Source organism: Halomonas alimentaria, from assembly GCF_009902005.1.
GTDB classification, from domain to species: Bacteria; Pseudomonadota; Gammaproteobacteria; order Pseudomonadales; family Halomonadaceae; genus Halomonas; species Halomonas alimentaria.
Genome location: NZ_WUTT01000001.1, coordinates 2,942,886 through 2,966,139, shown reverse-complemented (window position 1 = coordinate 2,966,139; position 23,254 = coordinate 2,942,886). Strand labels below are relative to the sequence as shown.

General features: G+C 67.2%; 21 protein-coding genes. 6 read left to right on the top strand and 15 right to left on the bottom strand.

The features are described 5' to 3' along the window. Complete coding sequence (locus GRB96_RS14000; RefSeq protein WP_240894179.1) at window positions 1-762, top strand: alpha/beta fold hydrolase; 762 nt, start codon at window positions 1-3, stop codon at window positions 760-762. A gap of 17 nt (window positions 763-779) precedes the next feature. On the opposite strand, the gene GRB96_RS13995 is transcribed toward GRB96_RS14000, so the two are convergent. After that, a complete protein-coding gene (locus tag GRB96_RS13995) occupies window positions 780-1,016 on the bottom strand; it encodes a hypothetical protein (RefSeq protein ID WP_240894178.1) in 237 nt (78 codons plus the stop codon). A 301-nt stretch (window positions 1,017-1,317) separates the two neighbouring features. On the opposite strand from GRB96_RS13995, the gene arsH reads away from it, so the two are divergent. The 4 genes from arsH (at window position 1,318) to GRB96_RS13975 (ending at window position 4,905) form a co-directional block, all read left to right on the top strand. Further along, on the top strand, window positions 1,318-2,043 hold the full coding sequence (gene arsH / locus GRB96_RS13990; protein ID WP_338074044.1) for an arsenical resistance protein ArsH: 726 nt from the start codon (window positions 1,318-1,320) through the stop codon (window positions 2,041-2,043). 13 nt (window positions 2,044-2,056) lie between these two features. Then, window positions 2,057-3,142 (top strand): ACR3 family arsenite efflux transporter, encoded by a 1,086-nt coding sequence (gene arsB / locus GRB96_RS13985; protein ID WP_161432695.1) that lies wholly within the window; start codon window positions 2,057-2,059, stop codon window positions 3,140-3,142. A 136-nt stretch (window positions 3,143-3,278) separates the two neighbouring features. Further along, window positions 3,279-4,628, top strand: coding sequence for a permease (locus GRB96_RS13980; RefSeq protein WP_161432694.1), 1,350 nt, complete (start codon window positions 3,279-3,281; stop codon window positions 4,626-4,628). A gap of 43 nt (window positions 4,629-4,671) precedes the next feature. Then, window positions 4,672-4,905, top strand: coding sequence for a thioredoxin family protein (locus GRB96_RS13975; protein ID WP_161432693.1), 234 nt, complete (start codon window positions 4,672-4,674; stop codon window positions 4,903-4,905). 51 nt (window positions 4,906-4,956) lie between these two features. Here the strand turns inward: GRB96_RS13975 and GRB96_RS13970 are convergent, their stop codons facing one another. The 9 genes from GRB96_RS13970 to GRB96_RS13930 form a co-directional block, all read right to left on the bottom strand. Next, complete coding sequence (locus GRB96_RS13970) at window positions 4,957-5,307, bottom strand: metalloregulator ArsR/SmtB family transcription factor (protein ID WP_161432692.1); 351 nt, start codon at window positions 5,305-5,307, stop codon at window positions 4,957-4,959. 60 nt (window positions 5,308-5,367) lie between these two features. Beyond that, window positions 5,368-6,600, bottom strand: a complete 1,233-nt coding sequence (gene arsJ / locus GRB96_RS13965) for an organoarsenical effux MFS transporter ArsJ (protein WP_161432691.1) — start codon at window positions 6,598-6,600, stop codon at window positions 5,368-5,370. Then, window positions 6,593-7,639: an ArsJ-associated glyceraldehyde-3-phosphate dehydrogenase gene (locus GRB96_RS13960; RefSeq protein WP_161432690.1), complete on the bottom strand. Its 1,047-nt coding sequence runs from the start codon at window positions 7,637-7,639 to the stop codon at window positions 6,593-6,595. The genes arsJ and GRB96_RS13960 overlap by 8 nt, the downstream gene beginning before the upstream one ends. A gap of 151 nt (window positions 7,640-7,790) precedes the next feature. Further along, window positions 7,791-8,627: a phosphate ABC transporter ATP-binding protein PstB gene (gene pstB / locus GRB96_RS13955; RefSeq protein ID WP_161433140.1), complete on the bottom strand. Its 837-nt coding sequence runs from the start codon at window positions 8,625-8,627 to the stop codon at window positions 7,791-7,793. Window positions 8,628-8,660: 33 nt separating this feature from the next. Continuing rightward, complete coding sequence (gene pstA / locus GRB96_RS13950; RefSeq protein ID WP_161432689.1) at window positions 8,661-9,827, bottom strand: phosphate ABC transporter permease PstA; 1,167 nt, start codon at window positions 9,825-9,827, stop codon at window positions 8,661-8,663. 18 nt (window positions 9,828-9,845) lie between these two features. Then, complete coding sequence (gene pstC / locus GRB96_RS13945; protein WP_161432688.1) at window positions 9,846-11,102, bottom strand: phosphate ABC transporter permease subunit PstC; 1,257 nt, start codon at window positions 11,100-11,102, stop codon at window positions 9,846-9,848. A 105-nt stretch (window positions 11,103-11,207) separates the two neighbouring features. Next, window positions 11,208-12,218 (bottom strand): substrate-binding domain-containing protein, encoded by a 1,011-nt coding sequence (locus tag GRB96_RS13940; RefSeq protein WP_161432687.1) that lies wholly within the window; start codon window positions 12,216-12,218, stop codon window positions 11,208-11,210. 202 nt (window positions 12,219-12,420) lie between these two features. After that, a complete protein-coding gene (locus GRB96_RS13935; protein WP_161432686.1) occupies window positions 12,421-13,155 on the bottom strand; it encodes a sulfite exporter TauE/SafE family protein in 735 nt (244 codons plus the stop codon). Then, a complete protein-coding gene (locus GRB96_RS13930; RefSeq protein WP_161432685.1) occupies window positions 13,148-14,332 on the bottom strand; it encodes a Bcr/CflA family multidrug efflux MFS transporter in 1,185 nt (394 codons plus the stop codon). Before GRB96_RS13930 ends, GRB96_RS13935 begins: the two co-directional genes overlap by 8 nt. A gap of 135 nt (window positions 14,333-14,467) precedes the next feature. Here GRB96_RS13930 and tal point away from each other — a divergent pair, with 135 nt between their 5' ends. Then, complete coding sequence (gene tal, locus GRB96_RS13925) at window positions 14,468-15,406, top strand: transaldolase (protein ID WP_161432684.1); 939 nt, start codon at window positions 14,468-14,470, stop codon at window positions 15,404-15,406. Window positions 15,407-15,479: 73 nt separating this feature from the next. On the opposite strand, the gene GRB96_RS13920 is transcribed toward tal, so the two are convergent. The 5 genes from GRB96_RS13920 to hrpA form a co-directional block, all read right to left on the bottom strand. Continuing rightward, on the bottom strand, window positions 15,480-15,992 hold the full coding sequence (locus GRB96_RS13920) for an STAS domain-containing protein (protein ID WP_161432683.1): 513 nt from the start codon (window positions 15,990-15,992) through the stop codon (window positions 15,480-15,482). Further along, entirely contained in the window at window positions 15,979-17,139 is a 1,161-nt protein-coding gene (locus GRB96_RS13915) for a PP2C family protein-serine/threonine phosphatase (protein ID WP_161432682.1), read from the bottom strand. The genes GRB96_RS13920 and GRB96_RS13915 overlap by 14 nt, the downstream gene beginning before the upstream one ends. A 9-nt stretch (window positions 17,140-17,148) precedes the next feature. Next, window positions 17,149-17,928, bottom strand: coding sequence for an MlaA family lipoprotein (locus tag GRB96_RS13910; protein WP_240894177.1), 780 nt, complete (start codon window positions 17,926-17,928; stop codon window positions 17,149-17,151). 25 nt (window positions 17,929-17,953) lie between these two features. Beyond that, on the bottom strand, window positions 17,954-19,075 hold the full coding sequence (locus GRB96_RS13905) for a beta-ketoacyl-ACP synthase III (RefSeq protein ID WP_161432680.1): 1,122 nt from the start codon (window positions 19,073-19,075) through the stop codon (window positions 17,954-17,956). A gap of 63 nt (window positions 19,076-19,138) precedes the next feature. Next, the gene (gene hrpA / locus GRB96_RS13900; RefSeq protein WP_420841756.1) at window positions 19,139-23,164 is read right to left on the bottom strand and encodes an ATP-dependent RNA helicase HrpA; all 4,026 of its coding nucleotides are present in this window, start codon (window positions 23,162-23,164) and stop codon (window positions 19,139-19,141) included. Window positions 23,165-23,254 lie beyond the last annotated feature (90 nt).

Here is a 23,254-nt window from a genome sequence, read left to right as displayed (position 1 = left end):
ATGAAGACCCCGGCGGGCGACATCCAAGTCGCCCGCTGGCAGCCGGTGGAGGCAACGCCGGCGGGCAGCCCCATCGTGCTGCTCCATGACTCGCTGGGCTGTATCGCCCTGTGGCGCGACTTCCCTTCCCTGCTCGCCGAGGCCAGCGGCCGCGAGGTGATCGCCTACGACCGGCTCGGCTACGGCGAGTCGGCCCCCTACCCCGGCCCCCAGCCGGCCACCTTCGTCGCCGACGAGGCCAGCGGCAGCTTCGCCACGCTGCGCGAGGCGCTCGCGCTAGAGCGTTTCGTGCTGCTGGGGCACAGCGTGGGCGGCGGCATGGCGGTCGAGATCGCCGGTGCCCATGCCGAGGCCTGCGAGGCGCTGGTAACGGTGGCGGCCCAGGCCACCCTCGAGCCGCTCACCCTGGCCGGCATCCGCGAGGCGGAGTCGGCCTTCGCCGAGCCGGGCGCGATGAGGCGGCTCGCGCGTTACCACGGCGACAAGGCCGAGTGGGTACTGAGGAGCTGGGTCGACAACTGGCACTCCGAGGCCTTCGACGGCTGGACCCTCGACGACGCCCTGGCCCGGGTGCGCTGCCCGACCCTGGCGATCCACGGCGAGCACGACGAGTACGGCTCCCTGGCGCAGCCGCGTCGCATCGCGTCCAGGACCCCGGGGCCCGCCGAGCCGCGACTCCTGCCCTGCGGCCACGTTCCCCACCGTGAGTGCCCGGAGGTGCTCGCCGTCCTCGTGGCCAACTTCGTGCCCGACCGGCCATGACCCCTCCGGGGGCCGTCTCAGGCTCCCATCAGCTGCTCCAGCGCAAGGGCAAGCGCCAGGCCCATTGCCAGCATGGGCAGCGACCAGCGATGGAACTCCCACCACAACCCCGGCCGCTTGCCCAGACGCAGGGCGATCAGGTTGGCGAGCGACCCGATGGCCAGACCGAAACCGCCCACGCTGACGCCCCAGGCCAGCGGGCGCCACTCCTGGGCCACCTCGGCCAGCAGCAGGGTAGCCGGGACGAGACTCATCGCCGCGATGCCATCAGACCGTCGAGGCGCAGGGTCGGGCTGGTGGTCACGGGGGCATCCTCAGGGTCAGGAGGCGGCATGATAGCAGGCCCGCCACTCCCTCAAGGCCAACGCAAGGCATCTCTCCACCCAGGACCCCCAGCGGGGTCTCGCCGGCCTTCCAGCGCGCCCCGGACCAGCGCAACGCTCTGGTGTCCGGGTGGTGGCATTGATTACATATGGATTTCCATATATTTTGGTAGATCCTTGAGGAGATTCACCTTCGTGCCCTCTGGGAAGAGGCCCCACAAGGAGACACCCCGTGACGACCCATCCCCTCGACGACCTGCCGAATATCGACCGAGAACTGTTCCGGGTGCCCGACGCGGCCAGCCTGGGCATACCCGTGGACCGCGAGCATGCGCCGCGCATCCTGCTGCTCTACGGCTCGCTCAGGCAGCGCTCCTTCAGCCGCCTGGCGGTGGAGGAAGCCGCCCGGCTGCTGCGAGCCATGGGCGCCGAGACACGCATCTTCGAACCGCGCGGCCTGCCGCTGCCGGACGCCGAAGAGGCGAGCCACCCCAAGGTGGCGGAGCTTCGCACGCTGGCCGAGTGGGCCGAAGGCATGGTGTGGTGCTCGCCGGAACGTCACGGCGCCATGACCGGCATCATGAAGGCGCAGATCGACTGGATTCCCCTGGCGCTGGGCGCGGTACGCCCCACCCAGGGCAAGACCCTGGCGGTGATGCAGGTGTGCGGCGGCTCCCAGTCGTTCAACACGGTCAACCAGCTGCGCGTGCTGGGGCGCTGGATGCGCATGATGACCATCCCCAACCAGTCCTCGGTGCCCAAGGCCTTCATGGAGTTCGACGACAACGACCGCATGAAGCCCTCGCCCTTCTATGACCGCATCGTCGACGTCATGGAGGAGCTGGTGAAATTCACGCTGCTGGTCCGCGGCCGCAGCGAGATGCTCACCGACCGCTACTCCGAACGCAAGGAGTCGGCCGCCGAGCTCTCCGCCCGGGTCAACCAGCGCGCCATCTGACAGGAGTCTCACCATGACCACTCATCAGGAATCCCATTCGCCCAGCACCTCGGAGGGCATGGGGCTCTTCGAGCGCTTCCTCTCGGTGTGGGTGGCACTGGCCATCGTCGCCGGGGTGCTGCTCGGCCAGTTCGCTCCCGCGGTGCCCGAGACGCTATCGCGCTTCGAATATGCCCAGGTGTCGATCCCGGTGGCGATCCTGATCTGGGCGATGATCTTCCCGATGATGGCGCAGATCGACTTCTCCGCCGTGCTCGGCGTGCGCCGCCAGCCCAAGGGGCTGGTCATCACCACCACGGTGAACTGGCTGATCAAGCCCTTCACCATGTTCGCCATCGCCTGGTTCTTCCTGATGGTGGTCTTCCAGCCTCTGATTCCCGCGCCCCTGGCAAGCCAGTACCTCGCCGGCGCCATCCTGCTGGGAGCGGCGCCCTGCACCGCCATGGTGTTCGTGTGGAGCTACCTGACCCGCGGCGATGCCGCCTACACCCTGGTGCAGGTCGCCCTCAACGACCTGATCATGCTGTTCGCCTTCGCCCCCATCGTGGTCTTCCTGCTCGGCGTCTCCAATATCCAGGTACCCTGGGACACGGTGGCCCTGTCCGTAGTGCTCTACATCGTGATCCCGCTCGCAGCGGGCTATTTTGCCCGGCGCGCCCTGATCGCCCGCCACGGCAGCGAGTGGTACGACAACGTCTTCATGAAGAAGGTAGGGCCGATCACGCCCATCGGGCTGATCATCACCCTGGTGCTGCTGTTCGCCTTCCAGGGCGATGTGATCCTCGAGGCGCCGCTGCATATCGTGCTGATCGCCATCCCGCTGATCCTCCAGACCTTCCTGATCTTCTTCATCGCCTACGGCTGGGCCAAGGCGTGGAAGGTGCCCCACAACGTCGCCGCCCCCGGCGCCATGATCGGCGCCAGCAACTTCTTCGAGCTGGCCGTGGCCGCCGCCATCGCCCTCTTCGGCCTGCAGTCCGGCGCGGCGCTGGCCACAGTGGTGGGGGTGCTGGTGGAGGTACCGCTGATGCTGGCACTGGTGCGCATCGCCAACAGGACGCGCCACCACTTTCCGGCCGCCACGGCGACGAAGGGCTGAGCCATGGCCATCGAGGTGAGTGACCGCGCCTCTCCCTGTTGACGCGGGTCAAGGCGACATCAAGTCTCGCTATTAAATATATGCATATGCATATATATTAAAGAGACCTCTCGACGCCTACGACACGAGGCCTCTCATGCCGGACACTCAACCCGCTGCCCCCTTTGCCAGGCGACTGCTGTCGCTGGCCAGGGAGAACCCCGACCAGGTCCGCTGGATCGGTGCCGTGGTGGGCATCTTCCTGCTGATCTACTTCCTGCCCGCCGGCACGGCTCGCTTCGACAACGCCGTACTGGAGGGCATTCGGCTGACCCACTGGTACGCCCAGGAGCATGTGATCCTGTGCCTGCTGCCGGCCTTCCTGATCGCCGGGGCCATGGCCGCCTACCTGAGCCAGGGTGCGGTGATGCGCTACCTGGGCCCGGCGGCGCCCAAGCCGGTGGCCTTCGGCATGGCCTCGGTGTCGGGGATGCTGCTTGCGGTCTGCTCCTGCACCGTGCTGCCGCTGTTCGGCGGCATCTACAAGCGCGGCGCGGGCCTGGGGCCGGCGGTGGCCTTCCTCTACTCGGGCCCCGCGATCAACGTCATGGCGGTGGTGGTCACCGCCAAGGTGCTGGGCCTGGAACTGGGCCTGGCACGGGCCATCGGTGCCATCGTCTTCGCGGTGGTGATCGGCGTGATCATGCACCTGATCTATCGGCGCGAGGAGCTGGCGCGCAGCCAGCAGAGTGCTCGCGGCTTCGGCGTCGATGACGACGGCCGTCCGCTGGGTCAGGTAGCGGCCTTCTTCGGCCTGATGATCGGCATCCTGGTGTTCGCCAACTGGGCCGCGGCCGACAGCCCCACCTGGATGGCCATCCACGCCTGGAAGTGGCAGATCACCGCGGCGCTCGGCGGGCTCTTCGCCCTGCTGCTGATGCGCCGCTGGGGCTGGCCGCTGCGCCAGGTGGCGATGCTGACCGGCGCCGTGGCGCTGGCCGCCCTGCTGGTGCCGGGCGTGCCGGAGCTCGCCTTCGCAGTGGGCATCATCGGCATCATGCTGATCGCCACCCTGCGCGAGGATGATCGTGAGTGGGCCGAGCAGAGCTGGGACTTCACCAAGCAGATCATGCCGCTGCTGCTGGCCGGGGTCTTCGTGGCCGGTCTGCTGTTGGGGCGTCCCGGCGAGGAGGGACTGATCCCCTCGGAGTGGGTGGTAATGGCGGTGGGCGACAACGGTTTCCAGTCCACCTTCCTGGCCTCGCTGCTGGGCGGCTTCATGTACTTCTCCACCCTCACCGAGGTGCCCATCGTCCAGGGCCTGATCGGCAACGGCATGGGCAAGGGCTCGGCGTTGGCGCTGCTGCTGGCCGGCCCTGCACTGTCGCTACCCAACATGCTGGTGATCCGCACCATCATGGGTACCCAGAAGACCGTGGTCTACTGCACGCTGGTGGTGGTCATGGCGACGTTCACCGGCTATCTCTACGGCCAGCTGTGGCCCTGACTCACGTTATTCCGGCACACGCCCCTTCCAACAGGAGAGCACCATGAAACTGAGCATCTACGGCAAGGGCTGCAAGAAGTGCGAGCAGCTGACCGCCAACGCCCAGCAGGCCGCCGAAACCTTGGGCCTCACCGTCGAGATCGAGAAGGTCACCGATATGAACGCCATCATCGACAAGGGGGTGATGCGCACCCCGGCGCTGGGCATCGATGGCGAGGTGGTGATCGAAGGCAAGGTGGCCAGCGCCGAGGAGATCCAGGCACTGCTCGAGTCCTGATCAACCTCGAGTCCTGATCAACCTCGAGCCCTGATCAACCTCGAGCCCTGATCAACAGAGCGCGGCGCGGCGCTCCGGGCGGTTGCCCATGCCCGCCAGGCGCGCCTGCAACGCGGAGACGCCCGCCGCCTGCCCCTCGGCCGCGGCCTCCAGGGCCGCCATGGCCCATTCTGGCAGCGACGGCGCCAGGCCATAGTAGACCCACTGCCCCTCGCGCCGGTCGTTGAGCAGCCCACAGTTGCGCAGCTGGGCGAGATGGCGCGAGACCTTGGGCTGGGAGGCCTCCAGGGCGTGGGTCATCTCGCAGACGCACAGTTCCCCCTCGCGCAGGATCAGCAGGGTCAGCATCAGGCGCGTCTCGTCGCTCAGGCACTTGAACAGGCGCAGCGGGTCCAGCGTCATCGGGTTTTCCTTGAGCGGGTCTTGCCGACATTCTACGCAACTGCCCACCGGAGGCGAAGGTCAGGCCCTTGCCGTCTCTTCCCGCGGCAACGCCAGGGCCATGAAGGCACTGGCCGCCACCAGTGCGGCGGAGATCCACAGGCAGGCGGCAAGGCCATGGACCTGGTAGACCCAACCAGAGAGCAACGTGCCGGCGAGGCGCCCCATGGCGTTGGCCATATAGTAGAAGCCCACGTCCATGGAGACGCCATCGGCGCGGGCATAGTGGACGATCAGGTAGCTGTGCCAGCTGGAGTTGATCGCGAACAGCACGCCGAAGGCCAGCAGCCCCACCACCAGCCAGCCCACCTCGGCCAGCGGCAGCAGCGCCAGGAGCGCCGGCAGGCCGGCAAGCGCCAGGGCCCAGAACACGGTGACGCCCCGCGCCCCTCCCTTCACCAAACCTGTGAGACGTGGCGCCTGGGTCTGCACGCCGCCGTAGCCGATCACCCAAACGGCCAGCAGGCCGCCTACCGTCCAGTGGCTCCAGCCATGCTGGTCATAGAGGAACACCGGCAGGGCCACCACGAACCAGACGTCCCGGGAGGCGAACAGGCACAGCCGCGCCGCCGAGAGCACGTTGATGGCCCGCGACTTGGAGAACACCTCGGAGAACTTCGGCTTGCGCTTCTGGCGGCCCAGGTCGGCCTTGAGCCGGGCCAGCGACAGGCCGAGCACCGCCACCAGCATCACCGCCATGGCGATCACCGCCCCACGGAAGCCGATCAGCGACAGCAGCAGCCCGCCGAGGAAGAAACCGGCGCCCTTGAGGGCGTTCTTGGAGCCGGTGAGGATCGCCACCCAGCGATAGAGGGCGCTGCCGGCGCTGGGGCTGTCCTTCGGCACCAGCACCTTGACCGCGCTCTTGGCGCTCATCTTGTTGAGGTCCTTGGCGATACCCGAGAGCGCCTGGGCCGCCATCACCCAGGGAACGCTGAGCGCCGCCGAGGGCACCATCAGCATGGCCAACGCCACGATCTGCAACCCGAGACCCACGTTCATGGTGCGGTTGAGCCCCAGGCGTGCGCCCAGCCAGCCTCCCACCAGGTTGGTGACCACGCCGAAGGCCTCGTAGAAGAGGAACAGCATGGCCACTTCGAGGGGCGAGTAACCCAACTGGTGGAAGTGCAACACCACCAGCATGCGCAGGGCGCCGTCGGTGAGGGTGAAGGCCCAGTAGTTGCCGGTGATCAGCAGGTACTGGCGCACCTCGTAGGGCAGTGCCTTGACGCGTGAGGCGAGCGATTCAGCCACGTCCCACCCGCTCGCTCCCCACCTGCTCGTTCCCCACCTTCAGGACCAGCTCGGCGGTGCGGTTGGCGTAGCCCCACTCGTTGTCGTACCAGGCGTAGAGCTTGAGCTGGGTGCCGTTGATGACCATGGTCGATAGCGCATCGATGATCGAGCTGCGCGGGTCGGTGCGGTAGTCGATGGAGACCAGCGGGCGCTCTTCATAGCCCAGAATGTCGGCGAGCTCGCCTTCAGCTGCCTGCTTCAGTGCCCCATTGACCTCCTCCACCGTCACCTCGCGCTCGAGTTCGAAGACCATGTCGGTCAGCGAGGCGTTGGCCAGCGGCACACGGATGGCATGGCCATTCAGCTTGCCCGCAAGCTCCGGGAAGATGGCGGTGATCGCCTTGGCCGACCCCGTGGTGGTGGGGATCAGGCTCATGCCGCAGGCGCGGGCTCTACGCAGATCCTTATGCGGCGCATCGAGGATGACCTGGGTGTTGGTGATATCGTGCACCGTGGTCATGGAGCCGTGGCGGATGCCCCAGGTCTCGTGGACCACCTTGACCACCGGTGCCAGGCAGTTGGTGGTGCAACTCGCCGCGGTGACGATGCGATGGACCTCGGGGTCATACTGATCGTCGTTGACGCCTACTACCACGTTGAGCACGCCCTCCTCCTTCACCGGCGCGCTGACCACCACCCGCTCGACTCCCTGGTCGAGGTAGGCCTGAAGCTTGGCTTTCGTCTTCATCTTGCCGGAGCACTCGATGGCGACCCGGCAGTTGGACCAGTCGCTCTCTTCCAGCGTCTTGTTGGCACTGAAGGCGATTCGCTGACCGTCGATCACAATGGCGTCATCCTCGGCCCGGATGCCCTGCCCCGGCGACCATTGGCCATGGACGGAGTCGAACTCGAGGAGGTGGGCGAAGGTGGCGGCATCGCCGCCCGGGTCATTGATGCGCGCAAGCGTTACCTCCCCGGCCGCGACGCGGGGCCAGAGGCTACGCAGCACCAGGCGTCCGATGCGCCCGAAGCCGTTGATGCCGATAGATAGGGTCATGATCATCTCCCATTAAATGGTGATATCTGGAATTCCATATATAAACGGACGCGATGTCAATCCGGTGACAGCCGGCCACTTCACGGCGGCTCGAACGACGACGGGGAGGCCTCAGCCTCCCCGTCGCAATCGCCTGGTTATCGCCTTGGCATCAACCGTAGCGCCCGGTGATGTAGTCCTCGGCCTTCTTGGTGGCCGGGTTGGCAAACATCGTCTTGGTGTCGTTGTACTCGATGATCTCACCCAGGTGGAAGAAGGCGGTGTAGTCCGCCACCCGCGCCGCCTGCTGCATGTTGTGGGTCACCGTGATGATGGTGAACTGCTCCTTGAGACGGTCCATCAGGTCCTCGATGGTGGCCGTGGAGATCGGGTCCAGCGCCGAGGTCGGCTCGTCCATCAGGATCACGTCGGGCTGCACGGCGATGGCTCGGGCGATGCACAGGCGCTGCTGCTGGCCGCCGGAGAGCGAGGTACCGGGCTGGTGCAGCTTGTCCTTGACCTCCTCCCACAGGCCAGCGTCACGCAGCGCCTTCTCCACCAGCTCGTCCTGCTCGGGCTTGCGGCTCACCAGATCGTGCATGCGCGGGGCATAGGCGATGTTCTCGTAGATCGACTTGGGGAAGGGGTTGGGCTTCTGGAACACCATGCCCACCCGGCGGCGCAGGGCCACCTCGTCCATCTTCACCTGGTTCACGTCACGACCATCCATCTCCACCAGCCCCTCGATACGCACGCTGGGGATCAGGTCATTCATGCGGTTGAGGCAACGCAGGAAGGTCGACTTGCCACAGCCTGATGGGCCGATCAGCGCGGTGACATTCTTCTGGAACAGGTCGATATTCAGCCCCTTGAGGGCCTGGCTCTCGCCGTACCAGAGGTTGAGGTCGCGCACGCGGATGCTCAGGTCGTGGCACGCCGACTCGTTGCGGGTATGGGGCTGGCCCACCTCGGGCGCGGCACCGATAGTCTGACGGGGAGCGGCTTGCATATTCATAGCGGATTCCTCTTTGGCGTGCCGGGTCTACCAGCGACGCTCGAATTTCTTGCGCAGGATGACGGCGGTCGCGTTCAGGAAGATCAGGATGGTCAGCAGCACCAGGATGCCCCCGGCGGTCTTCTCGACGAAGGCCTTCTCCGGCTCGCCCGCCCAGGTAAAGATCTGTGCCGGCAGCACGGTGGCCGCCTCGGTGAAAGACGCTCCCACATCCGGTATGAAGGCCACCATACCGACGATGATCAGCGGCGCCGTCTCCCCCATGGCCTGGGCCAGACCGATAATGGAGCCGGTCATGATGCCGGGCATGGCCAGCGGCAGCACGTGGTCGCGCACCACCTGCCAGCGCGAGCAGCCCACCCCGAAGGCGGCGTGGCGGATGGAGTCCGGTACGCTACGCAGTGCGGTACGGGTGGCGATGATGATCACCGGCAGGGTCATCAGCGCCAGGGTCATGCCACCCACCAGCGGCGTGGAGCGGGGCACCCCGAAGAAATTGATGAAGATCGCCAGCCCCAGCAGGCCGAACAGGATCGAAGGAATCGCCGCCAGGTTGTTGATATTGATCTCGATCAGCTGGGTAAAGCGGTTGTCGGGAGCAAACTCCTCCAGATAGACCGCGGTCATCACCCCGATGGGGAAGGCGATGGCCAGGGTCACCAGCATGGTCATCACCGTTCCCACCGCGGCGGAGAGGATGCCCGAGGCCTCCGCCATCTTGGAGTCGCCGGTGGTGAAGAAGTTGGTATTGAACTTGAGCTCCACGCGCCCTTCGGCCAGCAGCTCGTCGACCAGCACCACCTGCTGTTCATTCAGCTTGTGGCGATGCCCTTTGAGGTACTGATCGACCTGGGCATTGGCGAGTACCCAGCGGGTCTCGCTGGTGCCCAGCAGCTCGGGGTTCTCGCGTATCTGCACCGGGATCATGCGCTCGAAGGTGCGGCTGACCAGGCGCGACAGGTCGGGATCCAGGGCGGCACGCCCCATGCGGCTTGCATCCTCGTTATAGTCGACTTCCACCTGGATCTGCGCCTGTTGGAAGGCCGGCAGGCCCTTGCCCAGCATGTCGGAGAAGAACCACAGGAGGAACAGGCCGGCCAGGCCCAGGGCGCCCATGGAGATCCACTTCAGCCGTGCCGAACGGCGATGGCGCTTGCGCAGCTGGGAGCTGATCTCGTCGAAGGTTTGACTCATCTCGGCGATTCCTCGGCGTTACAGGTTATTGACGCGATACTTCTCGCGGAAGCGACGGATCATCAACACCGAGACCAGGTTCAGGCTCAGGGTCACGGCGAAGAGCACCAGGCCCAGGGCGAAGGCGGAAAGCGTCTCGGCGCTCTCGAACTCCAGGTCCCCGGTCAGCGCCGCCACGATGCGCACCGTCACCGTGGTCATGTCCTCGAAGGGGTTGGCGGTGAGGTTGGGGCGCATGCCTGCGGCCATCACCACGATCATGGTCTCGCCCAGCGCCCGCGACACCGCCAGCAGCGAGGCAGAGATGATTCCCGGCAGCGCTGCCGGAATGACCACGTCGCGGATGGTCTCGCCCTTGGTCATACCCAGCGCCAGCGAACCCTGACGCATGCTGTCGGGTACCGAATTGATCACATCGTCGGAGAGCGATGAGATAAAGGGAATGATCATGATGCCCATCACCACCCCCGGTGCCACGGCGTTGTTGTAGGCGGCATCGATGCCCAGGAAGCCGGCCAGGTCGACGATCAGCGGCGCCACGGTGATGGCGGCGAAGAAGCCATAGACCACGGTGGGAATGCCGGCCAGCACCTCGAGGGTCGGCTTGGCCAGGGTGCGCACCCTGGATGGGGCGAACTCCGCCATGTAGATGGCCGAGAGCAGGCCCACGGGGATCGCCACCAGCATGGCGATGGCGGTGATCATGAAGGTGCCGGCGAACAGCGGCACGGAACCGAACTGGGCGCCGGTGGCGCCCTCCTCGGCGCGCCCGGCGGCGGCCAGGAAGCTGGCACCCGGGTTCCAGACCGTGCCGGTGATGAAGTCCCAGAAGCTGTGCATCTTGAAGAAGCGCAGCGCCTCGAAGATGATCGAGAAGAGGATACCGAAGGTGGTGAAGATCGAGATCATTGCCGCGCCGACCAGCACCCAGCGAATCCCCCGCTCGATGGCCTGGCGGGCGTGAAAGTCGGGCTTCACCTGGCTGACCCCGACCAGCAGGCCGATCGCGGCGATCACCAGGCTGCCGGCCAGCAGATAGAGGGTCGGGATCTCGGCGCCCAGCAGCAGCATCAGGAAGGCCCCGATGGCGCCCACGGTGATCGCCGGGCCGGCGGTGGCCAGTACGGCGAACCAGGCGTACTGGTCGGGCTGGGCATACATGGCCGTGCCGCTGGCGCGCACTCGCGCGGCCTTGGCACGACCCAGGAAGAAGGCTATCAGACCCAGCAGCAGCAGGACGCCGCTGAACATGGCGAGGAGTTGGTTGGTCTGCATAGGTCTCTCTCGATGAATGACGGTGACAGCGTGCCTGTCGCAACGTGAGACGGCCGGCAGCCGAGGGCTGCCGGCCGGTTCAGGCATCCCTGCCCGAGATCTTCCTTACAGATCGGAGACCTGCAGCTTGGCACGCTCGGCCACCTTCTCGCGCGTCTGCTCGCGCTCGGCTTCCGGCAGCGGAATCAGACCCAGGTCACCCAGGTAACCGCCCTCGCCGATCATGGTCTCGGAGACAAACATGTCGACGTAGTCATACAGCGGCGCCACCTCGTCGGCGTGCTGGTTCTTGACGTAGAACCACAGCGAGCGCGCGATCGGATAGTCGCCGGCGCTGATCGCCTCGGACTCGGCCTCGACGCCATCAATGGCCGCGGCGATCAGGGTATTGGGGTTCTCGACCAGGAAAGAGTAGCCGAAGATGCCGAAGGCATCGGTGTCTTCGCTGAGGCGCTGGACGATCAGATTGTCGTTCTCGCCGGCATCGATGTAGGCACCATCGGAGCGAATCTCGGTGTAGGCCTCACCGCCGTAGGCTTCCATCTCCTCGGAGGGGACCTCCATGGCCAGCTCCTCGAAGGCATCACGGGTGCCGGAGGTGCTGGGCGGGCCGTAGATGGAGATCTCGCGGTCCGGCAGGGAGGCGTCGATGTCGCTCCACTTCTGGTAGGGGTTGTCGACCAGCTCGCCATCCACCGGCACCTTGGCGGCCACGGCCAGGAACAGCTGCTCGAGGGTCAGGTCGACCGCCTCGTTCTCGCTGGACTGGGCAAAGACGATGCCGTCGGAGCCGATCTTGACCTCGGTAACGTCGGTCACGCCGTTCTCGATGCAGCGCTCCAGCTCGGAGACCTTGATGCGACGCGAGGCATTGGTGATGTCCGGGGTACCCTCGCCCACGCCATTGCAGAACAGGCGAAGACCACCACCGGAACCAGTGGACTCGATGACCGGCGTCGGGTTACCGGTCACCGCACCGAACTCCTCGGTCACGTAGCTGGCGAACGGGTAGACGGTGCTGGAACCAACGATGCGGATCTGGTCACGAGCGTGGGCCACGGTGGCCACACCCATGACGGCGGCGGCAATGGCAGTGGTCTTGAGGATGCGATTCATGGAGCGATCTCCTGATGAGGACAGTGTGCAACCTTTACGGGTGACACCTTGCCCCAGCCAGATGACAGCTTTATGACATTGCCATCTTGATCGCCGGGGAGGTCGACCCCGCTGCAGGTCACACCTTGCCGCAGGCAGATGACAGCTCCATGACATCGTAGGCCACGATGGCGAGAAAATCCGCGGCAACAGGCGGGTCGAGTTACAGCAGCAGCCCCAGCGCCGCGAGGGTGCAGAGCGACAGCGACGCCCCCTGCAGCAGGCGCCGGTCGAGGCGATGGGCGACACGGCCAGCCAGCCAACTACCGGCCAGCACGCCCGGGGCGAAGCTCAACGCCATGCCGAAATGCCAGGCATGGATCAGTCCCGACGGCGCCAGGGTGACCAGTGTCATCAGCGCCGTGACCACGAAGAAGGCCGAGAGGGTGCCGCGCAGGCGGTCTGGGGAGAAGCCGTGCAGCAGCAATACCATGGGCGGACCACTCAGCGCTGCCACGGTACCCAGGATTCCCGAGAGGATGCCCGCCCCGAGCAGGGTGAGGCGATTGACCGGCAGGCGGAAGCGGAACAGGGTCACCGCTACCGCGAACAGCACGCTGCCGGCGATCAGCTTTTCCAGCACCGCCATGGGGGCGGCGAGGAGCAGCCACAGCCCCAGGGCGTTGCCGGGAACCCGCCCGATCAGGGCCATGCCGACCTCGGACAGGCGCACCTCGCGCCAGTAGTGGCGCAGCGTGGTCAGCGCCACCGTGAAGCCGAACAGCACCAGGACCACCGGCACCAGACGCGGCTCCAGCATCAGCAGCAGCGGTGCTCCCACCACGGCCAGGCCGAAGCCGGTGGCACGCTGCACGAAGGCACCCAGCGCCAGCACCGCAGCGCAACCCAGCCACACCGCGGGGCTCATGTCGGCCCAGGCCAGCAGAGTCTCAGGCATGGTCGCCGCGGCCCGCCAGCAGGCGTATCCCCAGGTTGGCCAGCAGGGTGGCCCCCAGCATGGTGCCTACCATGGGCCAGGCACTGTCGATCTCGAAGGCACCCACCAGGACCCCGGCCAGGGCCCCGCAGGAGAACTGGATACTGCCCTGCAGGGCCGCCGCGGTGGCACTCATGTGAGGGAAGCGGTCGAGCAGCGAAGTAATGGCGTTGGGCGCAACCAGCCCGATGGTGCCGGCAAACAGCATGATCAGCGGTACCATGGTGACAAGCGACTCCAGTCCAGTGGCCACCATGAAGGTCAGCCCGAGGCCGGCAGTCAGCTGGATCCCCAGTCCCAGGCGCAGGTTCTGCAGGGGGGTGCGCCAGCGCAGCAGGCGGATATTGAGACGGTTGGCGGCCACCATGACCACCACATTGACGCCGAACACCAGCGGATAGAGAGATGGCGTCAGGCCGAAGTGCTCCAGGTAGAGAAACGGCGAGGCGGTGACGAAGGCGAACAGCCCGGCAAACGACATCGAGGCGGCGGCGATGAAGCCCATGGCGTTCCGATCTCGCAGCACACTGAGGTAGTTGGCCAGTACCGTGACCAGCGTCGCCGCGGAACCGCCGGGGGGCCGCGTCTCCGGCAGCTTGGTGCCCAGCAGCCACATCAGAAAGCCGGCGTAGGCGGCCAGGAACACGAAGATCAGCCACCAGTCGGCGAGATAGAGCAGCCCGCTGCCCACCACCGGCGCCACCAGCGGGGCCATCAGCATGATGATGGCCATGGTCGACATCACCTTGGCGGCCTCGCTGCCCTTGAAGCAGTCACGCACGATGGCCGCCGAATTGACCACCGTGGCGCCACCCCCCAGCGCCTGCACGAAGCGCCAGGCCAGCAGCTCGCCTAATGAGCCCACCGTGGTGATCGCCAGGCTGGCCAGCAGGAAGACCACCAGCCCGCCGAGCAGCACCGGCTTGCGCCCGACCCGGTCGGAGATCGGGCCGAACACCAGCTGCCCCAGGGCGAAGCCAGCCAGGAAGGTGGAGAGCGACAACTCGGTGTGATGGATACTGGCGCCCACGTCATCCGCCAGGGCGGCCATGGCCGGCAGATAGGCATCGATGGCGAAGGGAGCAAGCGCGGTATTGGCCGCGACCAGCAGCGCCAGGCGGCGGGCAGTGAGCGTCAAGGCGACTCCTCGCAGAGCAGATGAAAGTCTTTGATAGGCTGCAAATGATAAACGATTATACGCAGGCCTGCCGGGAGCTGTTCGCTCCCCGGCCGGCTTGCTAGAGTGGGAAGCCGATTCATGGAGGAGCCCATCATGGCCGACGACCTGCTGACACAACTCAAGGCAATGACCACGGTGGTCGCCGACACCGGCGATATCGAGGCGATTCGCCGCTTCCAGCCCACCGATGCCACCACCAACCCCTCGCTGATCCTGCAGGCGGCCCAGCAGCAGGCACGCCGCAGCCGGCTGGCCGAGATCGCCCGCTCAGCCACCGACCTCGACGACGCCCTGGACGCCGTGGCGGTGGAGATCGGCAGCGAGATCAGCGGCCTGGTGCCGGGCTATGTCTCCACCGAGGTGAGCGCACGCCTCTCCTTCGATACCGACGCCACCCTGGCCCGGGCCCACTCGCTGATCGAGCGCTACGCCCGCCACGGCGTGGGTCGTGAACGCATCCTGATCAAAGTCGCCGCCACCTGGGAGGGCATCCGCGCCGCCCGGCAGCTGGAGCGCGAGGGCATCCACACCAACCTCACCCTGCTGTTCAGCTTCGCCCAGGCCCAGGCCTGTGCCGATGCCGGCGTCACCCTGATCTCGCCCTTCGTGGGGCGCATCCTCGACTGGCACAAGGCGCAGCAGCCGGAAGCCGACTTCGGCGGCGACAACGACCCCGGCGTGCGCTCGGTGAAGCGCATCTACGAACACTACAAGGGCCACGGCTACCAGACCATCGTGATGGGGGCCAGCTTCCGCAACAGCGGCGAGATCAAGGCCCTGGCAGGCTGCGACCGCCTGACCATCTCCCCCGCCCTGCTCGAGGAACTCGCCGAGACCCGCGGCCCTCTCGAGCGCCGGCTGACGCCCCAGGACGCCGAGACCCGTCCCCCGGAGCCGCTGGACGAGGCGGAGTTCCGCTGGGCGTTCAACGAGGATGCCATGGCCACCGAGAAGCTGGCCGAGGGGATTCGCAAGTTCATGGCCGACCAGCGCAAGCTGGAAAGCCTGCTGGGTGAGCTGAGAAGAGGCTAGGGCAAAGGGGCCTGGGGAAATTGTCGCGCCGCCTGCTGGTACCGAGAGGTATGATGCCTGGCCCCACTGGCCGTCACTGCTGGTGGGAGGAGCCCTCCTCCTGGGCCTCGAGCATCTCGACGAGGGGCTGGAACTCCTCGCGGTTATGCTCGTTCATGCGCATCAGGATGCGATGGGCCTCGAGGATACGCCGACGCGTCTCGTCGACGTCGGTGGGAATCTCCGGCAGGTCGCAGAGCTCGCAGGTCTCGGTGATGGGTGACTCCACCATGGTGAAGTAGCGCGCGAAACCCATCACGTCCAGCATGCGCTGCACATCGGGATTGTCGGCGACGATGGTGGGCCGTTCGGCCAGCCGCCCCTGCACGGCCATGGCCACCTTGGCCAGGAAGCCCAGGGCGGTGGAGTCCACGTTGCTGGCGTCACGCAGGTCGATGATCAGCGTCTCGAGACCGGGCGTCTGCGCCAGCTGCTGGGCCTGACGGTCCAGGGTGGCACAGAGGGTGAGCCGCACGTCGCCGCACAGCTTGAGGACGAATACACCGGCATCGAATGCCGCCTTGATACGTCCTTCAGGAATCAGCATGGCCAAATCCGCTCAACATCATGATCGTCAGGTCATCGGGCAAGGCTTCCTCGCCCGGCGTGAGGTCAAGGGCCAGATTGGCCCTCAGGTCCGCCAGCGTCGCGCTGGCCTGGACCTGCTGCTCGAGTTCCCTGAGCCGCGAGTCGAGCGTATCGCCCGGCAGGCATTCCAATACTCCATCCGAACACAGCCACAGGTGGAAATTCCCGGGTAGCGAGCAGCCCAGCGTGGGGTACTCGGCGCCCGGAAACAGCCCCACCGGCATGCCTTCGCCGGCCAGGGTGGTCACCTTGCCATCCACCACCAGCAGGGGCATGGGCAGCTGCGCGCCCAGCGAATAGTGCAGATAGCGACGCTCGAGGTCAATGATACCCACGAACAGGGTGGCATGCTTGCCGATGCCGGTATCCAGCAGCTCGCGATTGAGATCCGCCAGCCAGCGTGCCGGCAGCGCCTCGGGGTGCTCACCGTCCCACTCGTTCTGCCAGCGATTCGCCAGGTACTTGAGCAGCACGGTGACGAAGGCCGAGGAGGCCCCGTGGCCCGAGACATCGGCGAAATAGAACAGCAGGAAGCGCTCGTCGAGCAGATGGAAGTCGAGGAAGTCCCCCGACAGATAGAGGTAGGGCGCGAACCAGTAGTCGCAGGTCACCCCGCCCAGGGTCTGGAGCCGCGGGGGCAGCATCTTGCGCTGGATCTGACCACCGGCCTGCTGGTCGAGGCGCAGCATCGCCAGGTGGGTCTCCAGAGTCTCGTTGAGCTCCTCCAGGCGCGCCTGGTCTTCGCGGCGCGCCTCCTCCAGGGCACGCAGGCGGATCACCTTGCGGATCATGCGGCGCAGCAGCTGGCCGTGCCGGCAGGGCTCGACGATATAGTCCACCAGCCCCGCATCCACCGCCGAGAGCAGGTCGGGGGCGTCGCGGGTATCGCTCACCACCAGGGTCGGCAGGCGCTCGCAGAGCCCTGGCCAGTCGCTGGCGGGTACCGCCCGCACGTGAGCCACCACCAGGTCGACGCCGGTCGGCAGCTCCTCGGCACGGCTCACCGCCACCACCGCCAGACCGTCCCGGGCGATGGTCTCGGCCAGCGCATCACGGGCCGGGCCAGGCTCGTCGATCACGCCGATCAGCTGCTTGGGACGGTCCATGGTCAGGCCTCAGTCGGCAAAAGCGTCGTCGAAGTCGGCATCGTCGAAGTCGAACTCGTCACTGGCGAAGGGGTCGTCACCCAGCTCGCCGTCGCTGACTTCGAAGCGGCGCTGCTGCAGCCAGGCGTCGCGGATGAAACTGTAGCGATCGCCCTGGATCAGCGCCTCCTGGTCGAGCAGCCCCGCCCGAGTGTCGATCACACGCAGTGCCGTCAGGCCCAGGCGTGTCTCGTCATCGTCGATGTAGGTCGTCGGGTAGCTGTACATGTCTGCGGGCAGGCCGCCGGTATCGCGCAGGGTGCTCGGCCCCAGCAACGGCAGCACCAGGTAGCGTGACTCCTCCCAGCCCCAGGCACCCAGGGTCTGGCCGAAGTCCTCCTCCTGGCCGGTAATCTCCATGCGGCTGGCCACGTCCCAGAGCCCCGCCACCCCCACCGTGGTGTTGATGATGAAACGCGAGGTGGCGATGCTGGCGTTGCGCACCTTGCCCTGCAGCAGGCTGTTGAGGACGGTACGCGGCTCGCCCAGGTTGGAGAAGAAGTTGCCCACCCCGGTCTCCACCGGATCCGGCGTGATGAAGCGGTAGCCCCGCGCCACCGGCTTCAGGGCGTAGCGGTCGAGCACATCGTTGAAGGCGAACACCTTGCGGTTGAAGCCCTCCCAGGGGTCGGCGGGGTTTGGCTCCCGGTCGACCCCGCCACCGCTCGCGCAGCCCGCCAGCATGGCCGCCGCGGCCAGTACCACGACCCCGCCCAGCAGCCGTTTTCCCTGTGCCTTGCCATCACTCATCGTCATCTCCCTTGCGTTGTCCATGTCAGGCGCGCCGCACCACCACGCTGCCCGCACTGTAGCCGGCACCGAAGGAGCAGATCACCCCACGGTCGCCGGCAGCCAGGTCATCGCGATGCAGGTGGAAGGCGATGATCGAGCCCGCCGAACTGGTGTTGGCGTAGCGGTCGAGGATCACCGGCGCCTCGCGCTCGTCGGGGTCACGCCCCAGCACGCGACGCGCGATCAGGTCGTTCATGTGGCGGTTGGCCTGGTGCAGCCACAGGCGTGTCAGGTCGTCGCCGGAGAGGCCCAGGCTCTGCAGGTGATCGCCGATCAGCGACGCCACCATGGGGCACACCTCCTTGAAGACCCGCCTGCCCTCCTGCACGAACAGCTTGTCCACGGCCAGCGGATCGGCATCGGTGACCCGATTGAGGAAGCCTGAGTTGTTGCGGATGGCATTGGAGAAGCGCGTCACCAGGCGAGTGCCGAGGATCTCGAAGCGTGACTCGGCGCTGGCCAGGTCATCACGCTCCAGCACGATGGCGGTGCAGGCGTCGCCGAAGATGAAGTGGCTGTCGCGGTCACGGAAGTTGAGATGTGCCGAGCAGATCTCGGGGTTGACCACCAGTGCACGGGTGGCGTTGCCGGCCCGGATGGCGTTGGCCGCCGTCTCGATGGCGAAGGTCGCCGAGGAGCAGGCCACGTTCATGTCGAAGGCGTAGCCGCCGGCCCCCAGTTCGGCCTGCAGCTCAACCGCCAGCGCCGGATAGGGGCGCTCCAGGTTGGAGCAGCCGACGATCACCAGGTCGATATCGGCGGCCGCCACGCCGGCACGCTCGAGCGCCTCGCCGGCGGCCCTGGCGCCCATCTCGCACTGGATAGAGGGCTCGTCGTCGCTGCGTTCGCGCAGCCGGGGACGCATGCGCTCGGGGTCGAGGATGCCCTCGGCATCGAGCACATGACGGCTGTGAATGCCCGACGCCTTGACGATGAACTCACTGCTGGAGTGGGCCAGGGGCTCGCGCTCCCCGGCCGCGATCGCCTCGGCATGGCGCGCGTTCTCGGCGTCCACCCAGGCGTTGAACGAGGCCACCAGGGCGTCGTTGTCGATGCTCTGCTCCGGCGTGAAGAGTCCCGTGCCGGTGATCACCACTTGATTCATGCAGTTCTCCTTGCGGCGGCCGCTGCCACCCTGGTCGTCGCGATGACCGTTGCTCCCGGGCGCTCAGCCGCGCCCGGTGATCTCCGCCCAGCGCTTCTCGAGACGCTTGGCGGAGACCGGAAATGTCGTGCCCAGTTGCTGGGCGAAGAGCGAGACGCGCAGCTCCTCGATCCACCAGCGAAACTCGGCCAGTTCGGGTGGCACCACCCCGCCCCGTCGTTCGCTTGCCAGGCGAGCCTCGAGGCGCGCCTCGAACGACTGGACCTCCTGCATCTGCATCTGGTCGCGATTGCGCTCCCGCGGCGCCTTCTCCAGGCGAATCGATGCCGCCTCCATATAGCGAGGATACGCCTCCAGCCACTCCCCCGCCTCACAGATAAAGCCGGGATGCACCAGGCGTGCCATCTGTGCCTTGAGGTCAGAGTAGACCAGCGCCAGGGCCAGATTGAGATTGCCTTTCAGCGCCTTGGTCACGGCCAGGTGCCCCTTGAGGGCCTCCTCAAGGATGCCCAGCAGGCGACGTGCCTCGGGAACCAGCGCCTCTCGGCCCTGGGCCAGGCGGGCCACAAGCTCCTCGCTGGAGCGCGGCAGCGGATCCACCGCCACCACCTGGGCGAACACCGCGCGCACCAGGTCATCGGCGAGCTGGCGCCTGCTGCCCACCTTGGCGAACAGCAGCGCACAGGTCTCCACCGCCGCGAGGCGCTCGATCTCGCGCACGACCTGAGGCAGTTCGCGCATGGCCAGGGCCACCACGCCATCGCGGTGCGCCTCGTGGGCCTTGTCGGGGTGGTCGAAGAGTTCCACCCGGAAGGCCTCGCCGCTGGGTACCAGGGCCGGGAAGGCCTCGACCCGGATGCCCGCTTGGGTGGTCACTCGCGACTCGGGAAGTCCCTCCGCGGGCAGGGTCTCCAGATCGTCGGCAACACTCGCCTCGCGAGCCAGGGCGCGGGCCCCCTCCCCCGCGGCGGCCTCGAAGCGCCGCTCCAGCTCCCGGGCATCGCGGCCCTGTCCCAGCGTCTCCCCGGCGTGGTCGACCACGCGCAGGTTCATCGCCAGGTGGGGCTCGAGCTGGTCCAGGCGCCAGTCATCGGGATGCACGCGCACCCCGGTCCTGCGCCGCAGGAACTCCCCCAGCGCCTCGGTCAGCGGCACGTCATCGGGGACCATGGTCTCCAGGGCGGCGTCGACCCAGTCGGGGATCGGCACCACCTGGCGGCGAATCGCCTTGGGCAGGGACTTCATCAGGGCGATGCACTTCTCACGCAGCAGGCCCGGCACCAGCCACTCCAGGCGGGCCAGGGGCAGCTGGGGCAGCATCGCCGCCGGCACGGTGAGGGTCACGCCATCGTCCACCGCGCCGGGCTCGAAGTGGTAGGCGAGCGGATAGCGTACCCCGTTGAGTGTCATGGCGTCGGGGTAATCCGCCTGGGTCACCTCGCTGGCCTCCCGGGCCAGCAGGGCGGCACGGTCGAACTTGAGGATATCGGGGTTCTCGGCCTCGGCCTGCTTGCGCCACTCCTCGAAGCCCTTGCCGTTATGGATCCCCTCGGGCAGTCGCTCGTCGTAGAAGGCGAAGAGGGTCTCCTCGTCGACCAGGATGTCACGCTTGCGGGCGCGATCCTCGAGGTCCTCGACCTCCTCGATCAGCGCCCGGTTGTGGGCGAAGAATTCGCCGCGGGTCCGGAACTCGCCCTCCACCAGGGCTCGGCGGATGAACAGCTCGCGGGCCTCGCCCGGGGCGATCGCCCCGTAGTTCACGCGCCGGCCACTGACGATGGGCAGGCCGAACAGGGTCACCTGTTCGCTGGCCACCACCTGGGCACGTTTCATCTCCCAGTGGGGCTCGGCGTAGCTGCGCTTGACCAGATGGCCGGCCACCGGCTCGATCCAGCGCGGGTCGATCCTGGCCACGCTGCGCGCGAAGAGTCGCGAAGTCTCCACCAGCTCGAAGGCCATCAGCCACTTGGGGCTCTTCTTGGCCAGCCCCGAGCCCGGATGGATGACGAACTTGCGGTTGCGGGCCCCCAGGTATTCGCGATTCTCGGTGAGCAGGCCGAGATGCGAGAGCAGCCCCGGGAGCAGCGCGCGATGCAGGGCCACGCCACTCTGGCGCCGCGCCTCGCGGGCAGCTTCCGTCGGCTCGCCCTCCTCGGTCACGGGGAGAGGGGACGGCGGCGGTACCTCGATCTGCATGTCACGCAGCAGCTGGCGCAGCTGGCGGAAGGTGTCGTGCCATTCGCGCATGCGCAGGTAGTTGATGTAGCGCTCCTTGCACCAGCGCCTGAGCTGGTTGCCGGAGAGCGCCTCGCGGGCCGCCTCGAAACCGTGCCAGAGGTTGAGCAGCGCCAGGAAGTCGGACTCGGGGTCCTGCCAGCGGCGATGGGCCTGGTCGGCGGCCTGGCGCTTCTCCGCCGGACGCTCGCGGGGATCCTGTACCGCTAGCCCCGCGACCACGATCAGCACCTCACGCAGGCCGCCCTGCTCGGCGCCGGCCAGCACCATCCGCGCCAGGCGCGGGTCGATGGGCAGGTGGGCCAGCTTGCGCCCGACGGCGGTCAGCCGCTGGGCCTGATCCACCGCGCCCAGCTCGAACAGCAGCTTGAAGCCGTCAGTGACGAAGCGCGAGTCCGGCGGGTCGACGAAGGGGAACTCCTCGATGCTGCCGAGCTTGAGCGACAGCATGGAGAGGATCACAGAGGCCAGGTTGGTGCGCTGGATCTCGGGGTCGGTGAATTCGGGGCGGGCGAGGAAGTCCTCCTCGTCATACAGGCGAATGCAGACGCCCTCGGCGATTCGCCCGCAGCGCCCCTTGCGCTGGTTGGCGCTGGCCTGGCTGATCGGCTCCACCGGCAGACGCTGGATCTTGGAGCGGTAGCTGTAACGGCTGATGCGCACCAGGCCGGGGTCGATCACGTAGCGGATGCCCGGCACGGTGAGCGAGGTCTCGGCCACATTGGTGGAGAGCACGATGCGTCGCCCGGTGTGGGGGGCGAAGACGCGATTCTGCTCGGCATTGGAGAGACGCGCATAGAGCGGCAGGATCTCGGTGCCACGAAGCTCGGCACGCCGCAGGGTATCGGCGGTCTCGCGGATCTCGCGTTCACCGGGCAGGAACACCAGCACGTCGCGGGGACCATGGCGCCAGCCCTTGTCGCGCTCGATGCGCTCGATCTCTTCCACGGCATGCAGGATGCCCTCTTGCAGGGTGCGATCCTCCTCGTCATCGGCGTCACGCACCAGCGGGCGGTAGTGCACCTCCACCGGGTAGGTACGCCCGGAGACCTCCACCACCGGGGCCGGCGCGGTCTTGCCGCTCCTGTCCGGCAACGCGAAGTGCGCGGCGAAACGCTCCACGTCGATGGTCGCCGAGGTGATGATCACCTTGAGGTCGGGGCGTCGCAACAGCAGGCGCCGCAGGTAGCCGAGCAGGAAGTCGATATTGAGGCTGCGCTCGTGGGCCTCGTCGATGATGATCGCCTCGTAGCGGCGCAGGTCCGGGTCGTGGCGCGTCTCGGCCAGCAGGATGCCGTCGGTCATCAGCTTGACCAGGGTGTCATCGCCGCTCTGGTCGGTGAAGCGCACCTGGTAGCCCACCTGCTCACCCAGCGGCGTCTCGAGCTCCTCGGCCAGGCGCGTGGCCACCGAGCGGGCCGCCAGCCGCCGCGGCTGGGTATGGCCGATCAGCCCGCGCCGCCCCAGGCCCAGCTCCAGGCAGAGCTTGGGCAGCTGGGTGGTCTTGCCGGAGCCGGTCTCGCCGGCCACCACCACCACCTGGTGGTCGCGCAGGGCCGCCAGGATATCCTCGCGACGCTCCACCACCGGCAGTTCGGGCGGGTAGTTGAGCGTCACCGGCCGCGCCGTGCGGCGCGCCACCAGGCCGGCCGAACGGGCCATGGCCTTCTCGACCTCGGCCAGGCCGCGGTCGACTGGCTTGCCCTCCTGCAGGCGGCGCGCAAGCCCCTTGAGGCGCTTCTCCAGGGTCAGATGGTCGCGCAGCAGCACGCCATCCAGCCCTCGGCGCAGCTGGCGCAGGCGGTCGGCATCGGACAGGTGGCGAGGGGTAACGGCGGGGGTCTCGTCGGACACGGCGACTCCGGTCAGGGCTGACAATAACGCCCGCGCCGGGGGCTCCGGCGCGGGCGCTTCATTGTAACGCCGCGGCCATGGCGGCGGCCA

Coding starts and splice junctions, on each gene's coding strand:
- GRB96_RS14000 (WP_240894179.1), top strand. CDS start 1: ATGAAGACCCCGGCGGGCGACATCCAAGTCGCCCGCTGGCAGCCGGTG.
- GRB96_RS13995 (WP_240894178.1), bottom strand. CDS start 1,016: ATGAGTCTCGTCCCGGCTACCCTGCTGCTGGCCGAGGTGGCCCAGGAG.
- arsB (WP_161432695.1), top strand. CDS start 2,057: ATGACCACTCATCAGGAATCCCATTCGCCCAGCACCTCGGAGGGCATG.
- GRB96_RS13980 (WP_161432694.1), top strand. CDS start 3,279: ATGCCGGACACTCAACCCGCTGCCCCCTTTGCCAGGCGACTGCTGTCG.
- GRB96_RS13975 (WP_161432693.1), top strand. CDS start 4,672: ATGAAACTGAGCATCTACGGCAAGGGCTGCAAGAAGTGCGAGCAGCTG.
- GRB96_RS13970 (WP_161432692.1), bottom strand. CDS start 5,307: ATGACGCTGGACCCGCTGCGCCTGTTCAAGTGCCTGAGCGACGAGACG.
- GRB96_RS13960 (WP_161432690.1), bottom strand. CDS start 7,639: ATGACCCTATCTATCGGCATCAACGGCTTCGGGCGCATCGGACGCCTG.
- pstB (WP_161433140.1), bottom strand. CDS start 8,627: ATGCAAGCCGCTCCCCGTCAGACTATCGGTGCCGCGCCCGAGGTGGGC.
- pstA (WP_161432689.1), bottom strand. CDS start 9,827: ATGAGTCAAACCTTCGACGAGATCAGCTCCCAGCTGCGCAAGCGCCAT.
- pstC (WP_161432688.1), bottom strand. CDS start 11,102: ATGCAGACCAACCAACTCCTCGCCATGTTCAGCGGCGTCCTGCTGCTG.
- GRB96_RS13940 (WP_161432687.1), bottom strand. CDS start 12,218: ATGAATCGCATCCTCAAGACCACTGCCATTGCCGCCGCCGTCATGGGT.
- GRB96_RS13935 (WP_161432686.1), bottom strand. CDS start 13,155: ATGCCTGAGACTCTGCTGGCCTGGGCCGACATGAGCCCCGCGGTGTGG.
- tal (WP_161432684.1), top strand. CDS start 14,468: ATGGCCGACGACCTGCTGACACAACTCAAGGCAATGACCACGGTGGTC.
- GRB96_RS13920 (WP_161432683.1), bottom strand. CDS start 15,992: ATGCTGATTCCTGAAGGACGTATCAAGGCGGCATTCGATGCCGGTGTA.
- GRB96_RS13915 (WP_161432682.1), bottom strand. CDS start 17,139: ATGGACCGTCCCAAGCAGCTGATCGGCGTGATCGACGAGCCTGGCCCG.
- GRB96_RS13910 (WP_240894177.1), bottom strand. CDS start 17,928: ATGAGTGATGGCAAGGCACAGGGAAAACGGCTGCTGGGCGGGGTCGTG.
- GRB96_RS13905 (WP_161432680.1), bottom strand. CDS start 19,075: ATGAATCAAGTGGTGATCACCGGCACGGGACTCTTCACGCCGGAGCAG.